Annotated in this window: 14 protein-coding genes; 4 read left to right on the forward strand and 10 right to left on the reverse strand. The window is 36.7% G+C overall.

What is annotated here, in order from left to right:
* Positions 1–3: 3 nt before the first annotated feature.
* The 3 genes from G0028_RS04005 to G0028_RS04015 all read right to left on the reverse strand — a co-directional run bounded on the left by G0028_RS04005 (position 4) and on the right by G0028_RS04015 (position 5,828).
* The gene (locus G0028_RS04005; protein WP_180046106.1) at positions 4–3,600 is read right to left on the reverse strand and encodes an AAA family ATPase; all 3,597 of its coding nucleotides are present in this window, start codon (positions 3,598–3,600) and stop codon (positions 4–6) included.
* 9 nt (positions 3,601–3,609) lie between these two features.
* Positions 3,610–4,875: an exonuclease SbcCD subunit D gene (locus G0028_RS04010; protein WP_180046104.1), complete on the reverse strand. Its 1,266-nt coding sequence runs from the start codon at positions 4,873–4,875 to the stop codon at positions 3,610–3,612.
* 188 nt (positions 4,876–5,063) lie between these two features.
* The gene (locus tag G0028_RS04015; protein WP_180046116.1) at positions 5,064–5,828 is read right to left on the reverse strand and encodes an NUDIX hydrolase; all 765 of its coding nucleotides are present in this window, start codon (positions 5,826–5,828) and stop codon (positions 5,064–5,066) included.
* A gap of 145 nt (positions 5,829–5,973) precedes the next feature.
* Between G0028_RS04015 and G0028_RS04020 the strand changes: the two genes are divergently transcribed.
* Positions 5,974–6,441 (forward strand): hypothetical protein, encoded by a 468-nt coding sequence (locus G0028_RS04020; protein WP_180046102.1) that lies wholly within the window; start codon positions 5,974–5,976, stop codon positions 6,439–6,441.
* Between the two features lie 65 nt (positions 6,442–6,506).
* Here G0028_RS04020 and G0028_RS04025 read toward each other — a convergent pair whose 3' ends face one another.
* The 7 genes from G0028_RS04025 to G0028_RS04055 form a co-directional block, all read right to left on the reverse strand.
* Positions 6,507–8,003, reverse strand: a complete 1,497-nt coding sequence (locus tag G0028_RS04025) for a nicotinate phosphoribosyltransferase (RefSeq protein WP_180046100.1) — start codon at positions 8,001–8,003, stop codon at positions 6,507–6,509.
* 43 nt (positions 8,004–8,046) lie between these two features.
* The gene (locus G0028_RS04030) at positions 8,047–8,934 is read right to left on the reverse strand and encodes a phosphoribosyltransferase family protein (RefSeq protein WP_180046098.1); all 888 of its coding nucleotides are present in this window, start codon (positions 8,932–8,934) and stop codon (positions 8,047–8,049) included.
* Between the two features lie 228 nt (positions 8,935–9,162).
* Positions 9,163–9,957: a tetratricopeptide repeat protein gene (locus tag G0028_RS04035; protein WP_180046096.1), complete on the reverse strand. Its 795-nt coding sequence runs from the start codon at positions 9,955–9,957 to the stop codon at positions 9,163–9,165.
* Positions 9,958–10,246: 289 nt separating this feature from the next.
* On the reverse strand, positions 10,247–13,186 hold the full coding sequence (locus tag G0028_RS04040; protein WP_180046094.1) for a VIT domain-containing protein: 2,940 nt from the start codon (positions 13,184–13,186) through the stop codon (positions 10,247–10,249).
* Positions 13,187–13,381: 195 nt separating this feature from the next.
* Positions 13,382–14,080: a DsbC family protein gene (locus G0028_RS04045; RefSeq protein WP_180046092.1), complete on the reverse strand. Its 699-nt coding sequence runs from the start codon at positions 14,078–14,080 to the stop codon at positions 13,382–13,384.
* A gap of 98 nt (positions 14,081–14,178) precedes the next feature.
* Positions 14,179–14,508: a low molecular weight protein tyrosine phosphatase family protein gene (locus G0028_RS04050; protein ID WP_180046090.1), complete on the reverse strand. Its 330-nt coding sequence runs from the start codon at positions 14,506–14,508 to the stop codon at positions 14,179–14,181.
* Positions 14,505–14,867, reverse strand: a complete 363-nt coding sequence (locus G0028_RS04055; RefSeq protein ID WP_413782950.1) for a hypothetical protein — start codon at positions 14,865–14,867, stop codon at positions 14,505–14,507. Before G0028_RS04055 ends, G0028_RS04050 begins: the two co-directional genes overlap by 4 nt.
* Before the next feature lie 101 nt (positions 14,868–14,968).
* On the opposite strand from G0028_RS04055, the gene G0028_RS04060 reads away from it, so the two are divergent.
* From G0028_RS04060 to G0028_RS04070, 3 genes are all read left to right on the forward strand, one after another.
* A complete protein-coding gene (locus G0028_RS04060) occupies positions 14,969–15,214 on the forward strand; it encodes a hypothetical protein (protein WP_180046086.1) in 246 nt (81 codons plus the stop codon).
* Between the two features lie 260 nt (positions 15,215–15,474).
* On the forward strand, positions 15,475–16,653 hold the full coding sequence (locus G0028_RS04065; protein ID WP_180046084.1) for a PQQ-dependent sugar dehydrogenase: 1,179 nt from the start codon (positions 15,475–15,477) through the stop codon (positions 16,651–16,653).
* 644 nt (positions 16,654–17,297) lie between these two features.
* The gene (locus G0028_RS04070) at positions 17,298–17,999 is read left to right on the forward strand and encodes an IS1-like element ISPa14 family transposase (protein ID WP_015586042.1); all 702 of its coding nucleotides are present in this window, start codon (positions 17,298–17,300) and stop codon (positions 17,997–17,999) included.
* Positions 18,000–18,118: the final 119 nt, after the last annotated feature.

Genomic DNA, 18,118 nt, shown 5'->3' on the forward strand with positions numbered 1-18,118 from the left:
TTTTTAACTGACCACTTCAATGGTACTTGCGCCTGCACCTAAAGGCTTGACCTGAATCTGCACTGGAATCCGTTCATGCATGTCCTGTATATGTGAAATCAGCACAACTTTACGCCCCTGATTTTGCAGTTGATCGAGTGCATTCATGACCATATGTAGCGATGAGGCATCTAAAGTTCCGAAGCCTTCATCAATAAACAGCGATTCTATTTTCATTGAACCTGATGCCATATTGGCAATTGCAAGTGATAGTGCAAGCGCTGTCAAGAATGACTCACCTCCTGAAAGTGAAGCCACAGAACGCGTTTCACCATCCATGTCATGGTCAATAATGGCTAGACTTAGTGAGTTGTCCAAACGTTTTAAGGTATAACGCTGCGAGAGCATCGCCAATTGCTGGTTGGCATGTTCAAGTAAAATATCCAAATTATATTGCTGTGCATAATCACGGAATTTTTTACCTGTGGCATCGCCCATTAAGCCTGAAATTTTACCCCAACGATGTTCCTCTTGTTGTACTTCTTGGATTTGATCCGCAAATTGTTTTTGCTTCGCTACATTCTGTTGATGCAATTCGAGTTTTAGCTTGAGTTGATCTCGAACGTCCAATTGTGATTTTAAACTTTCAGCATTTTCTGCAATCAATTGCTGTAATTGAGCAAAATTAATCTCAGGTTGCATTTTTGTGTGTTCAGTCCTTTGTTCTTGCATGGTTTTAAGTGCAGAACTTGCTTCATTCAACAAGCGTTCAGCATTTTGCACTTGCTGACGGATGTGCTGTTCTTGAGCAGGGCTGATCTGTAAGAGTTCGGTCAAATCTGTCGTTTGAAAATCAGAATGATGATTCGACCAATTTTGAATCTCAATATTCACTGCATGAGCATTGTTCTGATTCTGCTGTAATTGTGCATTGAGTTGATCAAGTTGGCTTTTTTGTTGCTCAAATTGAACGCGCAACTGTTCAAAGCTTTGTTTGAGTTGTTGATACTGATTTTGTATTTGCAGGCGTTTTTGATCATGCTGAATGAGCCACTCATTCGGTTTTACATCACTTAAACCTGTCATGTGCAAAATCAGTTGTTTCGCCGTTTCTGTATTTTGCAAACCTTTGATTTTGATTTCATCCAATGCTTGTTTCGCATCCGTTACTTGCTTCGAAATATGTTCAATATTTAAAGTCAACGCATGCAATTTTTGTTTAAATTGATCAAAATCTTTCAGCAGTTTTTCAGCTTGTTCTAAATTTTTTAAGCGTTGATTGAGTTGATTAGAAATCTGTTGTGCTGTCTTCGTACTGTGTTGTTGCCATGTATGTTTTTCAGCATCGGATAATGCGCTGACAATATGCTGAACCTGCTGTTGTAGTTGAGTTGCTTTATCTAATAAATTTTCAGCGTGTTGGATATTTTGATTGAGCTGTTGCTGAGTTTTAATACTTTGAACCCATTGATTCGATTGCGTTTCAATCTGCTGAATATCGGCCTGATATTGTTCAAAAAGTTGTTTGATTTGAGCAGAAATTTCAACTTGAGATTGAGTTAAATTCAATTTGATTTTAATAGCATCAACTTGTGCAAGTAGCGTATTTTGAGCAACAGCAACTTTATTAGCATTACTTTGAATAGATGAATGGAGTTGTTCTCGTTCCGTTTTAAATTTGGTGAATACTTGCTGAGAATTTTGCCAAATTTTAAACACTTCTTGTTCTTTGATAATGGCTTGCTGTTCTTGTTGCTGTTGCAGTTCGAATAAGGTTTTAGATACAGCAGCATCATCCACTTTATAAGGGTGTGAGGTACTACCACAAACTAAGCAAGGTTCACCATCTTGCAACTCAGCACGTAAATGTTCAATATTTTCAGCATGCAGTAAGCGTTGCTGTTGCAAAATCTCCTGTAATTTTTGACGTTCGGTTTTTGCAGCTTGAAAGTCTTGCTCAGCTTGTAATGCTTCTTTTTCAGATTGCTCAAGTTGAGTTGATGCAGTTTGCAATTGATCATTCAAGCATTGCGATTCAGTTTTTAATTCAAAAAAATGCGTTAATTTTTGCTGAATTAAATCCAGTTGATTACGTTGCTGAATTTTTTGCTCACGTTGCTGGCGAGCTTGCTCAATTTGAAGTTCTAATTGCTCAATCGTTCCGTTTTGTTCAATGGTTTGCTTATGCTGAGTTTTTTGAGCAGATAATTGCTGTTCAGCTTGTGTTAAATTTCCGAACTGATTTTCAATATTTTGATATTGCTGAATAAATTGATTGAGTTGTTGTAGATGCGCATTTAACCCCTGATCTAAACTCGAAAATTTTTGTGTTTCAGCAAGGTTTTTATTCACTAAACTTTGCTGTTCAGTAATCTGCTGAATCTGTCGTTCAAGGTTTTTTTTCTGTTCAAATAAAGGTTGCTGATTACTTTCTAATTCATTCAGTTTCGTTTGAGTTTTCTTAAATTCAACTCCGATTCGATCACGCTCAGTATTACAATGACGGACTTGATTGATGGATTCAAAATGAACACTTTCAAAATTTTGTGATTCATTTAATGCGGTTTCAGCCTGAACAAACGCAGTTTTTTGTGTATCAAACCGATTTTTTAACTCACTAAATAAATGCTGTTGCTTTTGAATTTTTGGTGCAAGTTGTTGTTCAGCTTTGAGTAATTGTTGCTGTTGAAATACGGTTGAGCGAATTTCAGAAAAGATTTCTAAACGATGCAAACGCTCACGTTCAGGTGCTAAATCTTGTTGTGCTTTGAGTTGTGTATCAACAAACTGTTGCTTAACCAAAATTTCACTTTCAAGTTGTTGCTTGCGTTCAAACCATTGTTGTTGGGTCGTGAGTTGCGTTTTTTCAGCCTCAAATTTTTTATATTCAGCTTCAACTTGTTGATATTGATTTGATAATTCAGCCACTTCATCATCAGATAAAATTTCAATATGACCCAGTAAATTTTCAAGTTCTTTGCGTTTGACTGCAACAGCTTTGGTGCGCTCAAAAGCCAATTGACCAATTTTGCCAAAGATTGAAGAATTAGTTAAATATTCAAGTAATTCACCACGTTCATTATCACGGGCTTTTAAAAATGCGGTGACTTCTGATTGTGCGAGTAAGACGGCACGGGTGAATTGTTCAAAGCTCAATTGTGTGATTTTGAAAATACTTGCATCAACCGCTTTGGCTTTGTCTGCAACGACCACACCATCGGTTATACATTTTAGATAACGTTGTACGCTTTGCAGTTTTCCATCTGCTTTTTCACGTGAACGTTTCAGTTCCCAACGGGCAAGATAATGTTTTTGATCCTGAGCGACAAAGGTCAGTTCAGCAAAACCATGCGCCGTGCCACGTCGTAATACGGTTAGAGGAGAATTGGTTAAAAGTTCTGTGCCATCAACATCTTGCAACTTACCATCACTGTCTTTTAAACGTGGAATTTTATTAAATAGCGCAAGGCACATGGCATCTAAAATGGTCGATTTACCAGCACCTGTTTTCCCGACGATTGCTACTAAGCCTGCGGAAGCTAAAGGTTCGGATTCAAAATCAATAAAATGCTCACCTGCAAGAGATGCCAAATTTTTTATACGAATAGATAAAATTTTCATGGCAAATCCTTAACCTTCATGCTCATTTTCAAGTGATTTTTCGGCTTCTTGTACCAAGCTTAGAAAGTCTTTTAGCACAGCATCATCAGTGGCATAACCTTGCTTTTGCCAAATTTGTTCAAAGAGTTTTTTTGGCGTTGGTGGTGCTAAACTAATTTGAGATTGTTCATTGCCCGATTTTTCAGAAGCTAAATATTGACGTGAAATCCGCACCAAACGATAACGACCTTTGGGTAAAGCATCTTCAAATTGTTGTCTTAAATTTGGTTGTGGTGGAATATCTGTTGAATATTGGATATCTATATATGGACGATGGTCAATATTGTCAATTTCACCACTAGGTAAAGCTTTTAATTTTTCCAAAACAATTGGTAATGGATCTGAAAACTTATATAAATCAACTTTACGAGGAATTAAAACAGTTTCATATTTAAAACGTGTTTCATCCGTTTTTGTTGGATCAATCATCACTTCAACGATTTGATGTTTATAGTTGATTTCACTAAATGAAAGCGGAATCGGAGAGCCACTATAACGGATATTTTCCTGACCGACTTTTTGCGGTTTATGCAAATGCCCAAGCGCAACATAGTCGATCACATCATCAAACAGGGCAGTGGAAAGTGCCTCTTCATTGCCAATAATAATTGGGCGTTCTGAGTCCGACGTTTCGCCACCTTGCATGTGTGCATGTGACATCAAAATCAAGGCTTGATCAGCTGTTTTTCGTTTGATTGCTTCGGCAATAATCTGTTGATGTAAATAAGTAATTGCGTTTTGGTTGTTGGTGGTTTGCTCATTGAAACCTGTAATTTCAGCAGGACGTAAAAAGGGTAGAGCTAAGCACCAAGCAACAATTTTTTTATTTTCATCATTTTTTGTATCATAAATAGGAATAAGTAAACGGTCTAAATTAATTGAACCTTCATTATTTTTGTGGATCACACCGACAGTTTTAGCATTGTATTTTTCAAGTAAAGGTTCAACTTGTTCAATGCGATATCCCGAATCATGATTCCCTGCAATCATCAAGGTTTGCATGTGTGGGGCGAGGTCATGTGCATCGGCGAGGAATTGATAAAGTTGTTTTTGTGCAGCAGATGCGGGGTTGATGACATCGAAAATATCACCTGCAATGAGTAAAGCATGCGGTTGTTTTTCTTTGATTTGCTCAAGTAACCATGCCAAAAATTGCTCATGTTCATAGTGACGGGAATGGTTATAGAAAAATTGTCCCAAATGCCAGTCGGAAGTATGAAGAAAGCGTACAGTCATGTGAATTCAAGTGTTTGAAATGCTATATATAATTTAGCATGTTTTCTATGAGTCGAGTTTGCCAATATTTTATATGCCACAGCTTTGATCGTTTAAATTAAAGATTTTAAATTGATCCTACATTTGGATTGATTTGTACCCATCCAAAAAAAAAGTTTAAGTTCTAAATGCATTTTATACTCTAATGATTACTTTTCAGTGTGATTTTCCCTCGGATATTCCAAAATGCGTGGAAAATGAAAATCAAAATTGTCCAAAGCATATTTGTATAACTGCGCAGGGCGTTTGCCTGCAATTTTGGATTGATCTGTTTCTTCAACCGCACCCGCTTCAATCATACGACGTCTAAAGGATTTTTTCTCCAAACTTTGCCCTAAAATGATTTCATAAATCTGCTGTAATTCAGTCAGGGTAAAGAGTTCAGGCATTAAACTCGCAGGCAGTGCTGTATAACGAGCTTTACTGCTTAGACGCTCTACCGCCAAATCCAAAAGCTGTAAATGATCAAAGGCTAAATCCAATTTTTTAGCATCGGCAATAGAAAACCATTCACTATACTCGGTTTGCTTTTGCTCGGTCTGTTCATTGGCAACGCGTTGAAAGGCTTTAAAATCAATCAGCGCAAAATACAAAGATGTCACTGCCCACCCCCGTGGGTCACGTGTAGCATTGCCAACAGTCGCGACTTGTTCCAAATGTGGTGACTGAAGTCCTGTTTTTTCCACCAATTTACGATGAGCAGAAGCCATCAAATCGGTATCTTTCGACAAATCGACAAAACCACCCGGCAAAGCCCATTGATCTTTTTGAGGAAAGTTAGAACGTTTGATCAGCAACACTTGCAGTTGACCTGCATCAACAGAAAAAATTGCCATATCCACCGTGAACAAAGGTGCATCAAAGTCTTTTTTATTATAGTTGGATAAAAATTCCTGTTCAGATGTAAATGTCACGGTCTGGCTCACTTTATTTTCAACGTGGATGAGTATTCGGATTATTACAGGGTAGGGGGATATTCGCCAAGCACTTTCCAACTTGTTTGTTTGCAACCGAGTCTTTATGATGTCGATTCATCGCTAAATTCAATAAGAACAGACAATGAGCACTAAAACGTTATTTATCTCAGTATTATGTTGCGTTTCGACTTTAACCTTTGCAGATAAAACCATTCAACCTGTGATCAATGGTAAAACATATCATTCATTTGATTTGAATCTAAAAACACTACCAAAGCCCATAAAAGTGATTAAAGGTGAGCCAGATGAATGTAATGGTGGAAAATTTCCAGATGAATATGATTTTGGATCATTTACGGTCAATGGCTACAATCGAATTCAAACCGTCCACATGCTTAAAAATAATGCGGTGATTTTCTATGGTAAAAAAATAGATGGCTCGATGACCAAAGCCAATTTTCAAAAAATCTTTAAAGGCAAGATTGATTTGGATGAAGAAAATCCCAATCGTTTCAGTGCTTCATCAGAACAAGACGAATATAAATCAATTACATTTTATTTTAAAAATAATCATCTAGACCATTATGAATTGTGGGTAGATGATTGCTAAAATTTCTTATGGATAAATTTGCTCTCCTTGAAACCAATTTTGTTACAAGGAGAGCATTCGCATATTTATAAGTTTGAAGCTAATCTAGCTCGAATCTCATCCAAGCGACATTCACGAATCAACTGACCATTTTCAAACACTGTTTTTAACTCGCCTTGTTGCTCTTGTTCGGCAGATTGCTGATCAAATAACTCAAAATCATTTGCTGATTTTTCAACACGCAGTAAACCTTTTGCCGATTTTTTAATCCCTGAGTCAGTGATCGGGTCTTTAAACAACTCCCGAGCAACGCCATTGACCTGTCCCCAAGTGGCTTTGACAGCAAAACCAAAAGTATCACGAGTCATGTAATTATAAGTATAACTCCCAATCCCAAACACCACGTTATTCGATGCAAAGCCTTTGGCTTCCAATTGTTGAAGAATGTTTGAAGCACGTTCTAAAGTAATCGAATCACCATAGATTAAACCGACACGTTCATTTAAAACTTTATAGCCTTTATCTGTTGTTGTACCACCAAAGATTTCCCATAAGCATTCCACAGCGCCTTTATACGCAGGGCTATCGATTTTTGCATCAGGGTCACCACACAAAATTTTAACAGGGTCGCCTGAGTCAGGACGGAACACCAGTTTTGCTAAACCCATTGCATTTGGTTGGCGAGCAAGAATTTCAGCTTTTAACTCCACCGTAAACTCAGTGATCACTCGCCAAAAATCCCAAGTATCCGACACAATACTGACCACACCAGAAGGATACAGTTCAGTGATTAACCGACGAAACGTTTCAATTTCATTGTCCTCACTGCCCATACACATCACGCTGTGTTCGGTTGCAGGAACAGAAACACCAATAACACCGTCAGCATTGTAATATTCCTCAGCATAATCAATCGCAGACACCGCATCTGTCCCGATAAAACTGGTGAGGTGCCCTACACCTGACTGGGTTGCATCATAAATACCACTCATACCTCGGCTACTAAAATCATGTCCTTGAATTGCAACAAAGTCCAAAGGCGCGCCAGTTTTAATTGCATATTCAGTCAATAAACGCTTATATTCAAAAGCAATCGTCGCTGTGGTACAACTTTTCCAAAGCTCAGCACTTAACACCGTTTCCAAATAATTGGTGAGCCAAAAAAATTCAGGTAAAGTATTGATAATGGTCAATACAGGTATACGTATATTGACACGACTGCCTTCATCTAAGGCTTTGATACGAATAGGTAAATAGCCTAGATCGTGTAAAGCTTCAATGTGATCGACAGGCACTGCGCCATCACCTAAGGCATTGTCCATGCGGCGTTTATAAGTGCTAACCACTTTATTCTTATCTTGCTGAAAAAAGCCTTCATTCCATGTTTCAATCAAAAAGTGTTTAATAAAACCCTGTAAACCAAAGAATACAATCTTGTCATCAAAATCAGGCAACATTTTTGCCAATTTAGCCGAGCGTGGTGTGAAATTGGCATAGACATATTCAGTGCCAATAGGGTATTGGCGTCTGTGGTCTGCTTTATAAAAGTCGATGGCATTGAGTGGATTTAATTTTAAGCTCATTTTTATTTTCCTAAGTTAATCATATCTTTATTTAGGTAATCGTTTAGTCATTGCTGTCAAAATGAATCACTGATAGTTTTTCATTGGCGATTTGAGGGAAACTGTCTGTTGTAAAAATCCGATCAACTTTTCCATCAAATACAGCCAAACCTTTACTGAAAATGCCATGTGTGACATAGAGCACCACATGTTCGCAGTTTAACTTTTTCAATTCTTCGGCAATACCAATAAAGGTTGCACCACCATCACAGATGTCATCTGTAATGACTGCTGTTTTGCCTGATAAATCAGTCGTATGCACATGTGAGTTTTGAATTTTACCTGTGACTGGATCACGGTTTTTTTCGCAATAGACAATCTCAATATCGCTTGCTCGATGAGCATTGATTACATCCGCAATGCCTTGAGTACGCTGTTTTGCACCTGCGTCAGGGCAAATCAATACTGTATCTTGAGCTGTTAAAATATCTGTTAAGGCTTGGCTTTTTAAAATAATTTCACTAGGTTGAACATTAATCACTTTATTAAATAATGTGTTTTCGCCCAATAATTTTTCAGATACCACACTATGCACATCCCAAACTTTGATGGAATGACGTTGCTTTGGAAATTGCTCAGTATTGATATTCAAAAGTTTGGTCATAATGTCGAGTGAAAATGCCTGACCTGTTGCACAAATACGATCTTGACGTGCATAAGGAAAATACGGAATTTCCAAATTGATTGTTAAACCTTGATTCATCAATACATTTTCAATCAACAAATAATCCATCAAATCCTGACTATTCTTGATTTTGGCTTGAATATAAACCTGACCTTGACGTTGCGTGAGTTCATCTGCTTCGAACTGTACGTGACGTTCTCCGCCTGAAAATTGTCTGGTCTTCACAGCAATTATTTTGTTATTTGAATCTTTAATTTGAATAGACATCTTTACATCTCTATATAGTGTCTTATAGCCTATATAAATATAGTGTCACAAAGACTATTTATTTAGCAAGATTAATTTACAAAAGATTACAGATATTGAGTGGGGAAGTTGTGAAATACGAGAATGGATTTTTAAATAATTTTTATTTTACAATGTATTATCAAGAAAAAATGGCAGTCAATTTGACTGCCATTTTAAAAGATTTAAGTCTATATGATATGGGGATATCTATTTTTTTGCAGGATTCGCAGCTTTATTGGTAATCATTTTATTGATCGCTTCAACAGCTTCTTTGGCTGTAGGCACGTTTTGTTTGGCTAAAGCTTCATAAATTCTTTTTGCTTCAGGTAAATTCTGCTCAATGATTTCGCCTTTTACCATCATATTTGCCATTGCTAACAAAGCAGGAATATAGCCTTTTTGTGCAAGTGTTTGGATGGACTTGATGCCTTGTTGTACAGATTCGATTTTCTTATTTTTAAATCCTTGGCTAATGTCATACAGTGCTTTAGCGTGGATCGCTTGCATATTACCTTTTTTAATTAAAGGATCTAACTTTTGCAGTGCCAATTTGTCTGATTCTGCTTTGTCTTCAGAGAAAAGTTGTACAGCATATTCGACAGTGGCATCGTCATAACCTTGTTTTGAGGACTTCTCTAAGTATTGGCGGACTTTGTTTTGATCGACTTGAACGCCTAATTCACCTGTTTGATAGGCTTTGGCAAGTGCATAACTTGCAACAGAATAACCTTTGTCAGAAGCTTGTTGGTAGTATTGCAAGGCTTTTTTAGTGTCAACTGTAGTACCTTGACCTGCTTGAGTTAAAAATGCCAAATTATATAAAGCTTGTGCATCACCTGTTTTAGCAATGCTTTCAAGTTCTTTATAGGCTGCGTTAAAATCTTTCTTTTGAATCAGTTGTTCAACTTTTGCAAATTTGGGATCGACAGATGAGGTTTGTGGTGCTGCAAAAGCAGTTACACAAGAAAAACTGAGTAATGCAGAGAGTAGAATTTTTTTCATTGATACATAACCTTATTGAAGCATTTCTTCCTGAAAGAAATTTTGTAGTTTTCGTGGCTTCATCATAAGTGCTCTAAAAATAAGATGTAAAGCCTTAAAAGGCGTGTTTTTCTTTAATTTTTGTATGGTATTGTGAGGCAAACAGATGAATAGGTGTGAAAATGTATACAAAATATTCTGTTTTTAAATATTTGTTATTTAATGTTATTTTAAAGAATATATTGTGTAGGTGACAACATCTATTCAAAAAAGTGATTATTAAACAGATGTTGTACTTCACAATGGCTTCTTAATTCACCTTAAATTTACCAATCAATACTGCACCATCTTCACCTGTTTGCAGTCGATCTTTGGTCATTTTCACTCGTAAAATTTCTTCGCTTTGTTTTGAGGTTCCCCAATCACGAATTAAGCGCACAAATGCAGTCGTCGGTCCAGTCACGATTTGCTGACGGTCACCATAATAATGTGCTTTGATGCTGTATTCACCTTTCATGGGTTGCCTTAACCAAAATGCTTCAGGACCATAACCCCCTGTGAAATCATTGGAAATTTTACCGCCTTGTGCACTATGACGATTTGAGTAATAGGTTTTTTCCTGATTCGGGTCGACCACCCACAAATCCATATCTGAATTATCACTGTCCCATGTCAGTACCACACGAATTCCCACAGGTAGATTACGAATTAATTTTTTGTCGATGTCTTTGATCGCAGGGCTGTTTGGTGCTTTGGCAATAAAGTTGTTTAATTCATCTACAGCAATTAAATGAATACCACCAAAACGCTGATCCCATTCATGACTTACCACATGGTACATGGTGCGAATTGCATCATCATATTGTTTGTTTTCTGCATAGGCCAAAGCAAGATCACGCCAAGATTGTGGCTCTTCTTCTGCCATGTTTAAAACTTTTTGATAAATCACAATCGCATCTCCATATTGTTGGAGCAACATGAGCTGCTGACCCAATAATCGTAGAACATGACGATTTTCCAGATTTAATTCAGCTAAATTTGAAATGACCAAAACGGCTTCATCATGTAAGCCTTTTTGCTTAAAAATCTCCGCAACAGTTAAATAAAATGATGGATTGTTTAAGTTATTTTCACGTTCATCTAAATAGATTTGGTACGCTTGTTGTTTCGATGCTTTTTCTAAACGTGCGACATAGGGTGCGTCATCTTTCCATGCCTGAATCTCAATCGTAATATTTTGTGGTGTATTGCTGCTGCGTTGCTGTGCCTTTTGACTGCGGCTTTGTAAAACTTCTCTTGTTTCGGTTGTAGCCGCAACTGAATCTGTCGCAATTGCATCTGCTGCATATTCAGCAGAGACAGGTGCGGGCATTTGAGGAGCAGGTGCAACTTCAACTACAGGTGCATTGGCCATTTTTTCGGTATGACTTGGCTTGATTTTTTGTTTCGGAAAATCTTTTTCCCACCAATGTTGATGTTCTTTATATTCATCAATACTGCGGGCAAGAGCTTGCTGCTGTTTTTGCTGCATACTTTGTTGTTGAGCAGTGATGCGTTGTTCATACTCCGCTTTTAAGCTTGCAGGTGGTTGAATTTTATATTGTACATAATCATCTAAATTTTCTAAGACAATCAAAGAGGTGTTAGGCGTCACAAGGTTAAAGTCTTGTGCAAGATTTTGAATGGCTTGTTCATTCAGCGTTTCTTGTGGCAGTAGTTGTGCGACTTTTTGTTTTGCCCAAAGTGCTGCGACTTGTTGACTGTTCAAACTGTTGTTAAAGGGCAATTGTAAAGTTTGTTGTTGCTCGCCATTGTTTAATTTTAGCTTTAAGGCGGCTTGATCCCCGACCAGGGGTGAATATTTGCCAAACACGCGCACAATTCCATTTTCAGGAAAATACGATGGAATATATAATTCACTGATGCCATTACCATCGACTTGAATTAAACGGCTTTGATCATGGAGTAGGGCATGTTGTGCTTGTTTAAACTCATTTGTATTTTGCCAAAATAGATATTGCCCATGATTTTTTTCGGCAAGTTGACGTAATTGTTGATGATCTAAGTTCAGGGCATTGCCTTGAATCGTATATAAACGTTGCTTGTCACTGAGTTGAATGTTTTGTTGCAGACCATAGTTGTCTAAGCCATCACTAAACAATAAATATTCTTGAATATTGCTGTTGTTTTTCCAGTCAGAAAGATGCGTTGCCCCATCGTATACTACATTTTCCAAGAACTTTTTCAGTGCTGACCAATCTCCATTTTTAATTTTAAAGCTTTGTGGTGCAGAGGCTTTATAACGTAACAGAGTTAATTCAACGGTCGCATTTTGTATCTTTTGAAAATATGCATCGAGTAAGGCAAGTTCACTTTGTAGATCACGTTGTCGAGCAGACAAAGACGTATCCCATAAAATGCCAATATTTTCTGGTAGCGGACGTGCTTGTGACATATCCACGACAGGAATTTCGGCATAAAAATAATCAGCATTTTTAAAATGTTGTGTAAATAGTTGGGCTTGTTGACTAGTAGGAATCAAAATATCGATGTGTTTGAGATCGGTGAGTTTTGGATTTTTAAGCGTTGCACGATATTCATTTTTTGCGTTGCGAGTAAAGGTTAACTGCTCACTTTTAGGTATATTTTCAACACCTTTTATGCTGATCTCAAGCTGATAATTTTGCACTTGATTGGCAAATTGTAAGGGTAAGCGATAGCGTTTATCTTGTGAACTCTGGCTTAACGCTTCTTGGTAACGAATACGAACCGTGCGCGTACCTTGTGCAGGAATTGGGTAGACTCGCAGCTTAAAATTATTGCCTTGAGTCTGTTCAAGCAAAGCAGGGTCTACATTACGCCGTTCAATGGCTTCAAAAACTTGCTGTCCTTTGGCTTTGGGCACAGGTACAGCATCACGCATTTCACCATTGATGTCCAAAGCCAGCGCCGTAATTTGTTGACCTTCTTGCAATGGGAACTCTAAATTTCCTTCTAGTGGTCGCGTATTTGGATTATATAATTGCATTTCCACGGTTGTTTCAGCTAAACCATTGATGATTTCCACTTGTGTTTTGACACTTTTCAGTTGAATTGCTGTTTCATTTTTTGCTGTGATAATTTGAATGGGGCGTGGCATGATTTCAACGGGTGAGGTAGCAATACGAGGCTCTATCACTACGTCTTTGGCAGTCGAAAAAGTCAATGGTGTTAGGCTTAAGATTACGCAGGTGATTAGATTTTTTTTCATCGTTTTAAGTTCTTAAAAATAAAGGTTTATGATGTTTTTTTACAGCGAAAATAATCAATAAAAGTATGAATGTATGAAAATAATTTCACAGGTGTCAGAGGTTAAATATAACTGAAAAAATAAGTTTCGAAAATGATATTGTGATTGTAAAAAAGGATGGTGGAGCGTAGGTGAATCGTCACCATCCTAATAGTTTTATTTTAGAATTTTTTCTAAGTCTTCTGCACTACGAATACCCGAAATACGAGTACCATCTTTTAAGAAAAAGGTCGGTGTACCCTCAACTTCAAGTTGCTTGCCTAAATCTGCGATTTTCGTGATGGGTGTAGCACATACTTTATGATTTGAGGGTTGTTTTTTCTCAAGTGTATAGTCGAGCCATGCTTGATATGGGTTTTTTGAACACCAAATTTGGTTAGCAATATTCACTGCATTAGGATGCAAAGTTGGAATTGGATACAAGAATAAATACACAGTCAAGTTGTCAATTTTTTGGAGTTCATGCTCAAATTTTTGACAATATGGACAGTCAGGATCACTAAATAAATAGATGACACGTTCACCTTTACCTTTGACTTTTTTAATGGCTTGGTTCAGTGGAAGTTGTGCAATGTCTATTTTACTTAAAACTTGCATACTTTCTTCTGTTAAGTTTTTTTGCTGTTTTAAATCAATGAGATTACCGACAAAAAAGTATTTTGCATCATCGGTGGTATAGACAATGCGCCCACCCATATAGACTTCATAGATATCTTTCACAGCAGATGTTCTGACAGATTTAACAGGAATATCTGGAAAATTTTGTTTAAGATTTTTTTCTACGGTTTTAATGTCTGCATGACTTGCAGTCATGGCAAAAAAGCTCAGACTAAGCGCAGTAAACCACGTTTTCATAATCAATCTCGAAAAAATATTGGTTGGATATTGGCGTAGTTATTTAAAAAAATATAGCCTATTCCTGTAATTATTTTATTGAGAAAAATTATTAAAATTTATGCAAAATCATCTAAATAAGGTGGAATGATATCCTGTAGCAGTTCGATCAGTGCTTCATCCATATAGTGATAATCATCAGGAATATCCAGTACGATGATTTTCTTATGTTGTAACTGTTTGGGAAACTTTTCTTTGATATTTTGCTTATGCTTTTGTTCCATCACAAAAATAAGATCTGCCCAAGCAATATCTTTGGATGAAAGGGTATGTTTCGCGTGACGACTAGTGCCTGCCGAGCGGGTTTTAATGCCATAACCCACGGCAAAGACATGCTCTGCGGTGGGACTACGCCATTGGTTACGACTACAAATAAAAAGAATATTCAATTGATAGAATTCCAGTATTCATGTTGAGCATTGAGTCGTCTTTGTTGGTTGGAGATTCGTGGATATTCAAAGCCTAATTGCATTGCTCGTTTTAATTTAAATGGTCGCCCTGACATTAAGTTAAAGCGTTTTTCAGGCTTCCAGAATGTTGAAGTATGTCTGCAATCACGCCCACGATATAAAAATTTGTTTTTACGTCGCCATGCTCGGTTACGTTTTGGGGTGTGTGGCGGTGCTTTGGTTTGCTCTAAAACTAAATAGTGAGTGTCCATTATTTTAAAACTCATGAGTTGATCGGGTTCAGCAGCCGCGATAACACATGATGTGGCAATTTTATCGGCATCCTTCGCTTTAGACAAGATTGAAATAGAGGAATGACCGCTTTTGTTGCATTTTCAAATAGGTTTTTGCTGTAGATTTTGTTTAAATTCTCCTATTCAATTGAACTGTAGAGTAGAGCATGTTTATTAAAACCATTAAGCGCAATTATTCAAAAGTGTTTGAAGATGAAAGTATTGCAGATGCAGATAAAATTGATGCTTTATTGATGAAATTGGGCAGTGAATATCTGATCAGTAAAGAAGATCGGGTTTATATTTTTCAAAAAGGCGATTTGACGGCAAAATTTGATGCAAAACATGCCCGTGCCTATCATTTTAAAGACTATGTTTGTAAAGATATGAATAAGCTGTTTCATGGTTTTTAAGACAAGAATATTTACTTTAACTGAGTTAAATCATTGAGTTGAGCAGTAAAGTAAGCTTTGCGGCTCACTGACTTTAAATCGAGATATGGCACACTGATGTAGATGCATGCTTTAAAATTGTAAACTTGATTTTTAATTTATTTTAAAATTATATAAAACAATCATATAGCTTGATTTTTTCTTTTTTAAAAGAATCTTGTGATCTGTTGTTTATTCAGTTTATATTATAAAAATTCATATTGAATTAGATGAATGCAATAATGATAAAAATAGGGTCAATATTACTCATCAGCTTAATGTGTTCAACAAGCATTTTCGCTGAGCAACCAAAATTGGTTCCACATCCAATTCACCTGAAAAATGGTCAGCAATTTTCCTTAAATTTACCTGCAAATTACGAGATTATTCCTGCTGCGGAAGGCTTAAAACGTGTACGTTTTTTTGCTAAATCTCCAGACGGTAGAATGTTTGTCACCGATATGTATGACCTGTCTGATAATAATAAAGGCAGTATTTATATTTTAGATGAATGGAATCCACAAACAGGAAAGTTCAGCAAAATCACACCTTATCTGACAGGTTTAAAAAATCCAAACTCAGTACAATTTTATACAGATGCGGGCGGGCAGGATTGGATCTATATTGCAGAAACCCATCAACTCACCCGTCGTAAATTCACGCAAGGTGAAATAAAACCTTCGGCTAAGTCTGAAGTTCTGGCGACTTTTCCTGATTATGGCTTAAGTTATAAATATGGCGGTTGGCATCTGACACGAACGATAGCAGTTGGTGGCAATGGTAAAATTTATGTTTCAGTCGGTTCAAGTTGCAATGCCTGTGTAGAGAAAGAACAAGTTCGGGCAACTGTTTTGGAAATGAACCCTGATGGTTCAGAGCAGAAAATTTATGCTTCAGGTTTACGTAATGCAGTGGGTTTGAAATGGATTGGCAACTTTTTATTTGCCACCAATCAAGGCTCAGATCATTTAGGGAAAAATAAACCTGATGAAACATTTTATGCACTAAAAGCGAATACTGATTATGGTTGGCCATCTTGTTATTCAGCGGGTGGAAAAGTTTTTGCAGACCCTAAGTTTAAACGTGCCTCAGGCTGTAAAAATGTGCCATCGCCTTATGCCTATTTCCCATCGCATTCTTCGGCCTTAGGTTTTGATTATTTTGATGATCCGAACACGGATGACACGATTAAAAATGCTTTTTTAGTCGCATTACACGGTTCAACCGATGCAAAGATTGGTCATGGTTATAAAATTGTGATGATGCGTAAAGGGCAAAAACTTGAAACCTTTATGGATGGTTTTTTAGTGGGTAAAAAAGTAAATGGTCGACCTGCTGATATTTATAAAATTGATGCAAATTCATTTTATTTTTCCGATGATCGGGGTGGGGTGGTTTATTATGTGAGGAAGAAAGATTAGTCATCAATTTTAGAGGCTATTTTTGTCTATTTTCAATTACATATTAGATGCTTGTTAAAATATACTCGTAGAACTCTTAATTTTGATTTGAAAATGACTTTCATAATTGCTCTATTTGAAACTAAAAAATAGATTATAAAAAATCGAATTCCTCATGAATTGATGAGCAGCTTCCTTGCCTTTGGAGTTGTAAATTTCTTTTAGCAAAAGTTTTTGTTGCTGTTCTACTGTTTCTAAATTTTCATATGGGATTTTACGGATTGATCTTGCTTGACGGATGGGTATTAAATTCTTTCGGAAATTTTTAAAACACGTATAGATTTCATTTGAAAAATATGGGGTGGTATTGTCTGAGCAGAACTCAGATAAAGCGAGATGCAATAATCATTGATTCCTTTTAGGAGTATGTTGTATAGCATTGTTGATCGTATTTTTGTAGCTTGGATCAGGTGCTAAAAAACATAAAAAGGCGGCAATGATTTTTCCTTGCCATCCATATTTTGACATTAAGTCAGTTATGACATCTTCATCAATAATGCTCAGAGATTTATGTAAAATATAATAAAAATCTAAAGGTTGATATTTGGTGGTGTTTCAAAAAGTATGCTGAAACAAAGCAGGTTGAATTTTGATAAAATAGAGAAATGCGAATAACTCTAGAAATCAAATGTCCAACCTGCCTCAGTGACAGTATAAAGAAAAATGGCATCAAAGTAGATGGGAAACAAAACTATCAGTGCAAAGACTGTAAACGTCAGTTTATTGGTGACCATGCTCTGAGCTATCTAGGATGTCATTCAGGCATTACTCGAAAAATATTACAGTTGATGGTCAGAGGTAGTGGTATACGAGATATCGCTGAAGTTGAGCGAATCAGTATCGGTAAAGTTTTACGTACTTTAACCGAATCGACCTACCAAATTCAGCCTAAACAAAGTCATTATGAGTCTCTTGAAGTTGATGAGTTTTGGACTTTTGTGGGAAATAAAAATAATAAACAATGGCTTATTTACGCCTACCATCGAGAAACAGGTGAGATTGTTGCTTATGTTTGGGGTAAAAGAGACTTAGCTACAGTTCAACGATTGAAGGCAAAGCTTAAACAATTAGGTATTCACTACACCCGAATTGCAAGTGATCATTGGGACAGTTTCATAACTGCTTTTAAAAACTGCAAGCAAAGTATTGGTAAATTTTTTACTGTAGGTATTGAAGGTAATAATTGCAAAATAAGGCATCGAATTAGGCGCGGTTTTAGAAGGAGTTGTAATTTTTCAAAAAAGATTGAAAACCATTTTAAAGCTTTCGACTTAACCTTTTTTTACATCAATAATGGCTTCATTTAATGTCAGCATACTTTTTGAAACACCACCGATATTTTAAATTTGGATAAGCAGTTAAAATATTGCTTAGTTCATCAGCGAGTTGAACATGATGTAATAAAAATGGAAGAGCTGTTTGATGA

The organism is Acinetobacter piscicola (assembly GCF_015218165.1).
Lineage (GTDB): Bacteria > Pseudomonadota > Gammaproteobacteria > Pseudomonadales > Moraxellaceae > Acinetobacter > Acinetobacter piscicola_A.

Bases quoted from the DNA above. Each gene is read 5' to 3' on its own strand.
- G0028_RS04005 (WP_180046106.1), bottom strand. From the start codon at position 3,600: ATGAAAATTTTATCTATTCGTATAAAAAATTTGGCATCTCTTGCAGGT.
- G0028_RS04010 (WP_180046104.1), bottom strand. From the start codon at position 4,875: ATGACTGTACGCTTTCTTCATACTTCCGACTGGCATTTGGGACAATTT.
- G0028_RS04020 (WP_180046102.1), top strand. From the start codon at position 5,974: ATGAGCACTAAAACGTTATTTATCTCAGTATTATGTTGCGTTTCGACT.
- G0028_RS04025 (WP_180046100.1), bottom strand. From the start codon at position 8,003: ATGAGCTTAAAATTAAATCCACTCAATGCCATCGACTTTTATAAAGCA.
- G0028_RS04030 (WP_180046098.1), bottom strand. From the start codon at position 8,934: ATGTCTATTCAAATTAAAGATTCAAATAACAAAATAATTGCTGTGAAG.
- G0028_RS04035 (WP_180046096.1), bottom strand. From the start codon at position 9,957: ATGAAAAAAATTCTACTCTCTGCATTACTCAGTTTTTCTTGTGTAACT.
- G0028_RS04040 (WP_180046094.1), bottom strand. From the start codon at position 13,186: ATGAAAAAAAATCTAATCACCTGCGTAATCTTAAGCCTAACACCATTG.
- G0028_RS04045 (WP_180046092.1), bottom strand. From the start codon at position 14,080: ATGAAAACGTGGTTTACTGCGCTTAGTCTGAGCTTTTTTGCCATGACT.
- G0028_RS04060 (WP_180046086.1), top strand. From the start codon at position 14,969: ATGTTTATTAAAACCATTAAGCGCAATTATTCAAAAGTGTTTGAAGAT.
- G0028_RS04065 (WP_180046084.1), top strand. From the start codon at position 15,475: ATGATAAAAATAGGGTCAATATTACTCATCAGCTTAATGTGTTCAACA.
- G0028_RS04070 (WP_015586042.1), top strand. From the start codon at position 17,298: ATGCGAATAACTCTAGAAATCAAATGTCCAACCTGCCTCAGTGACAGT.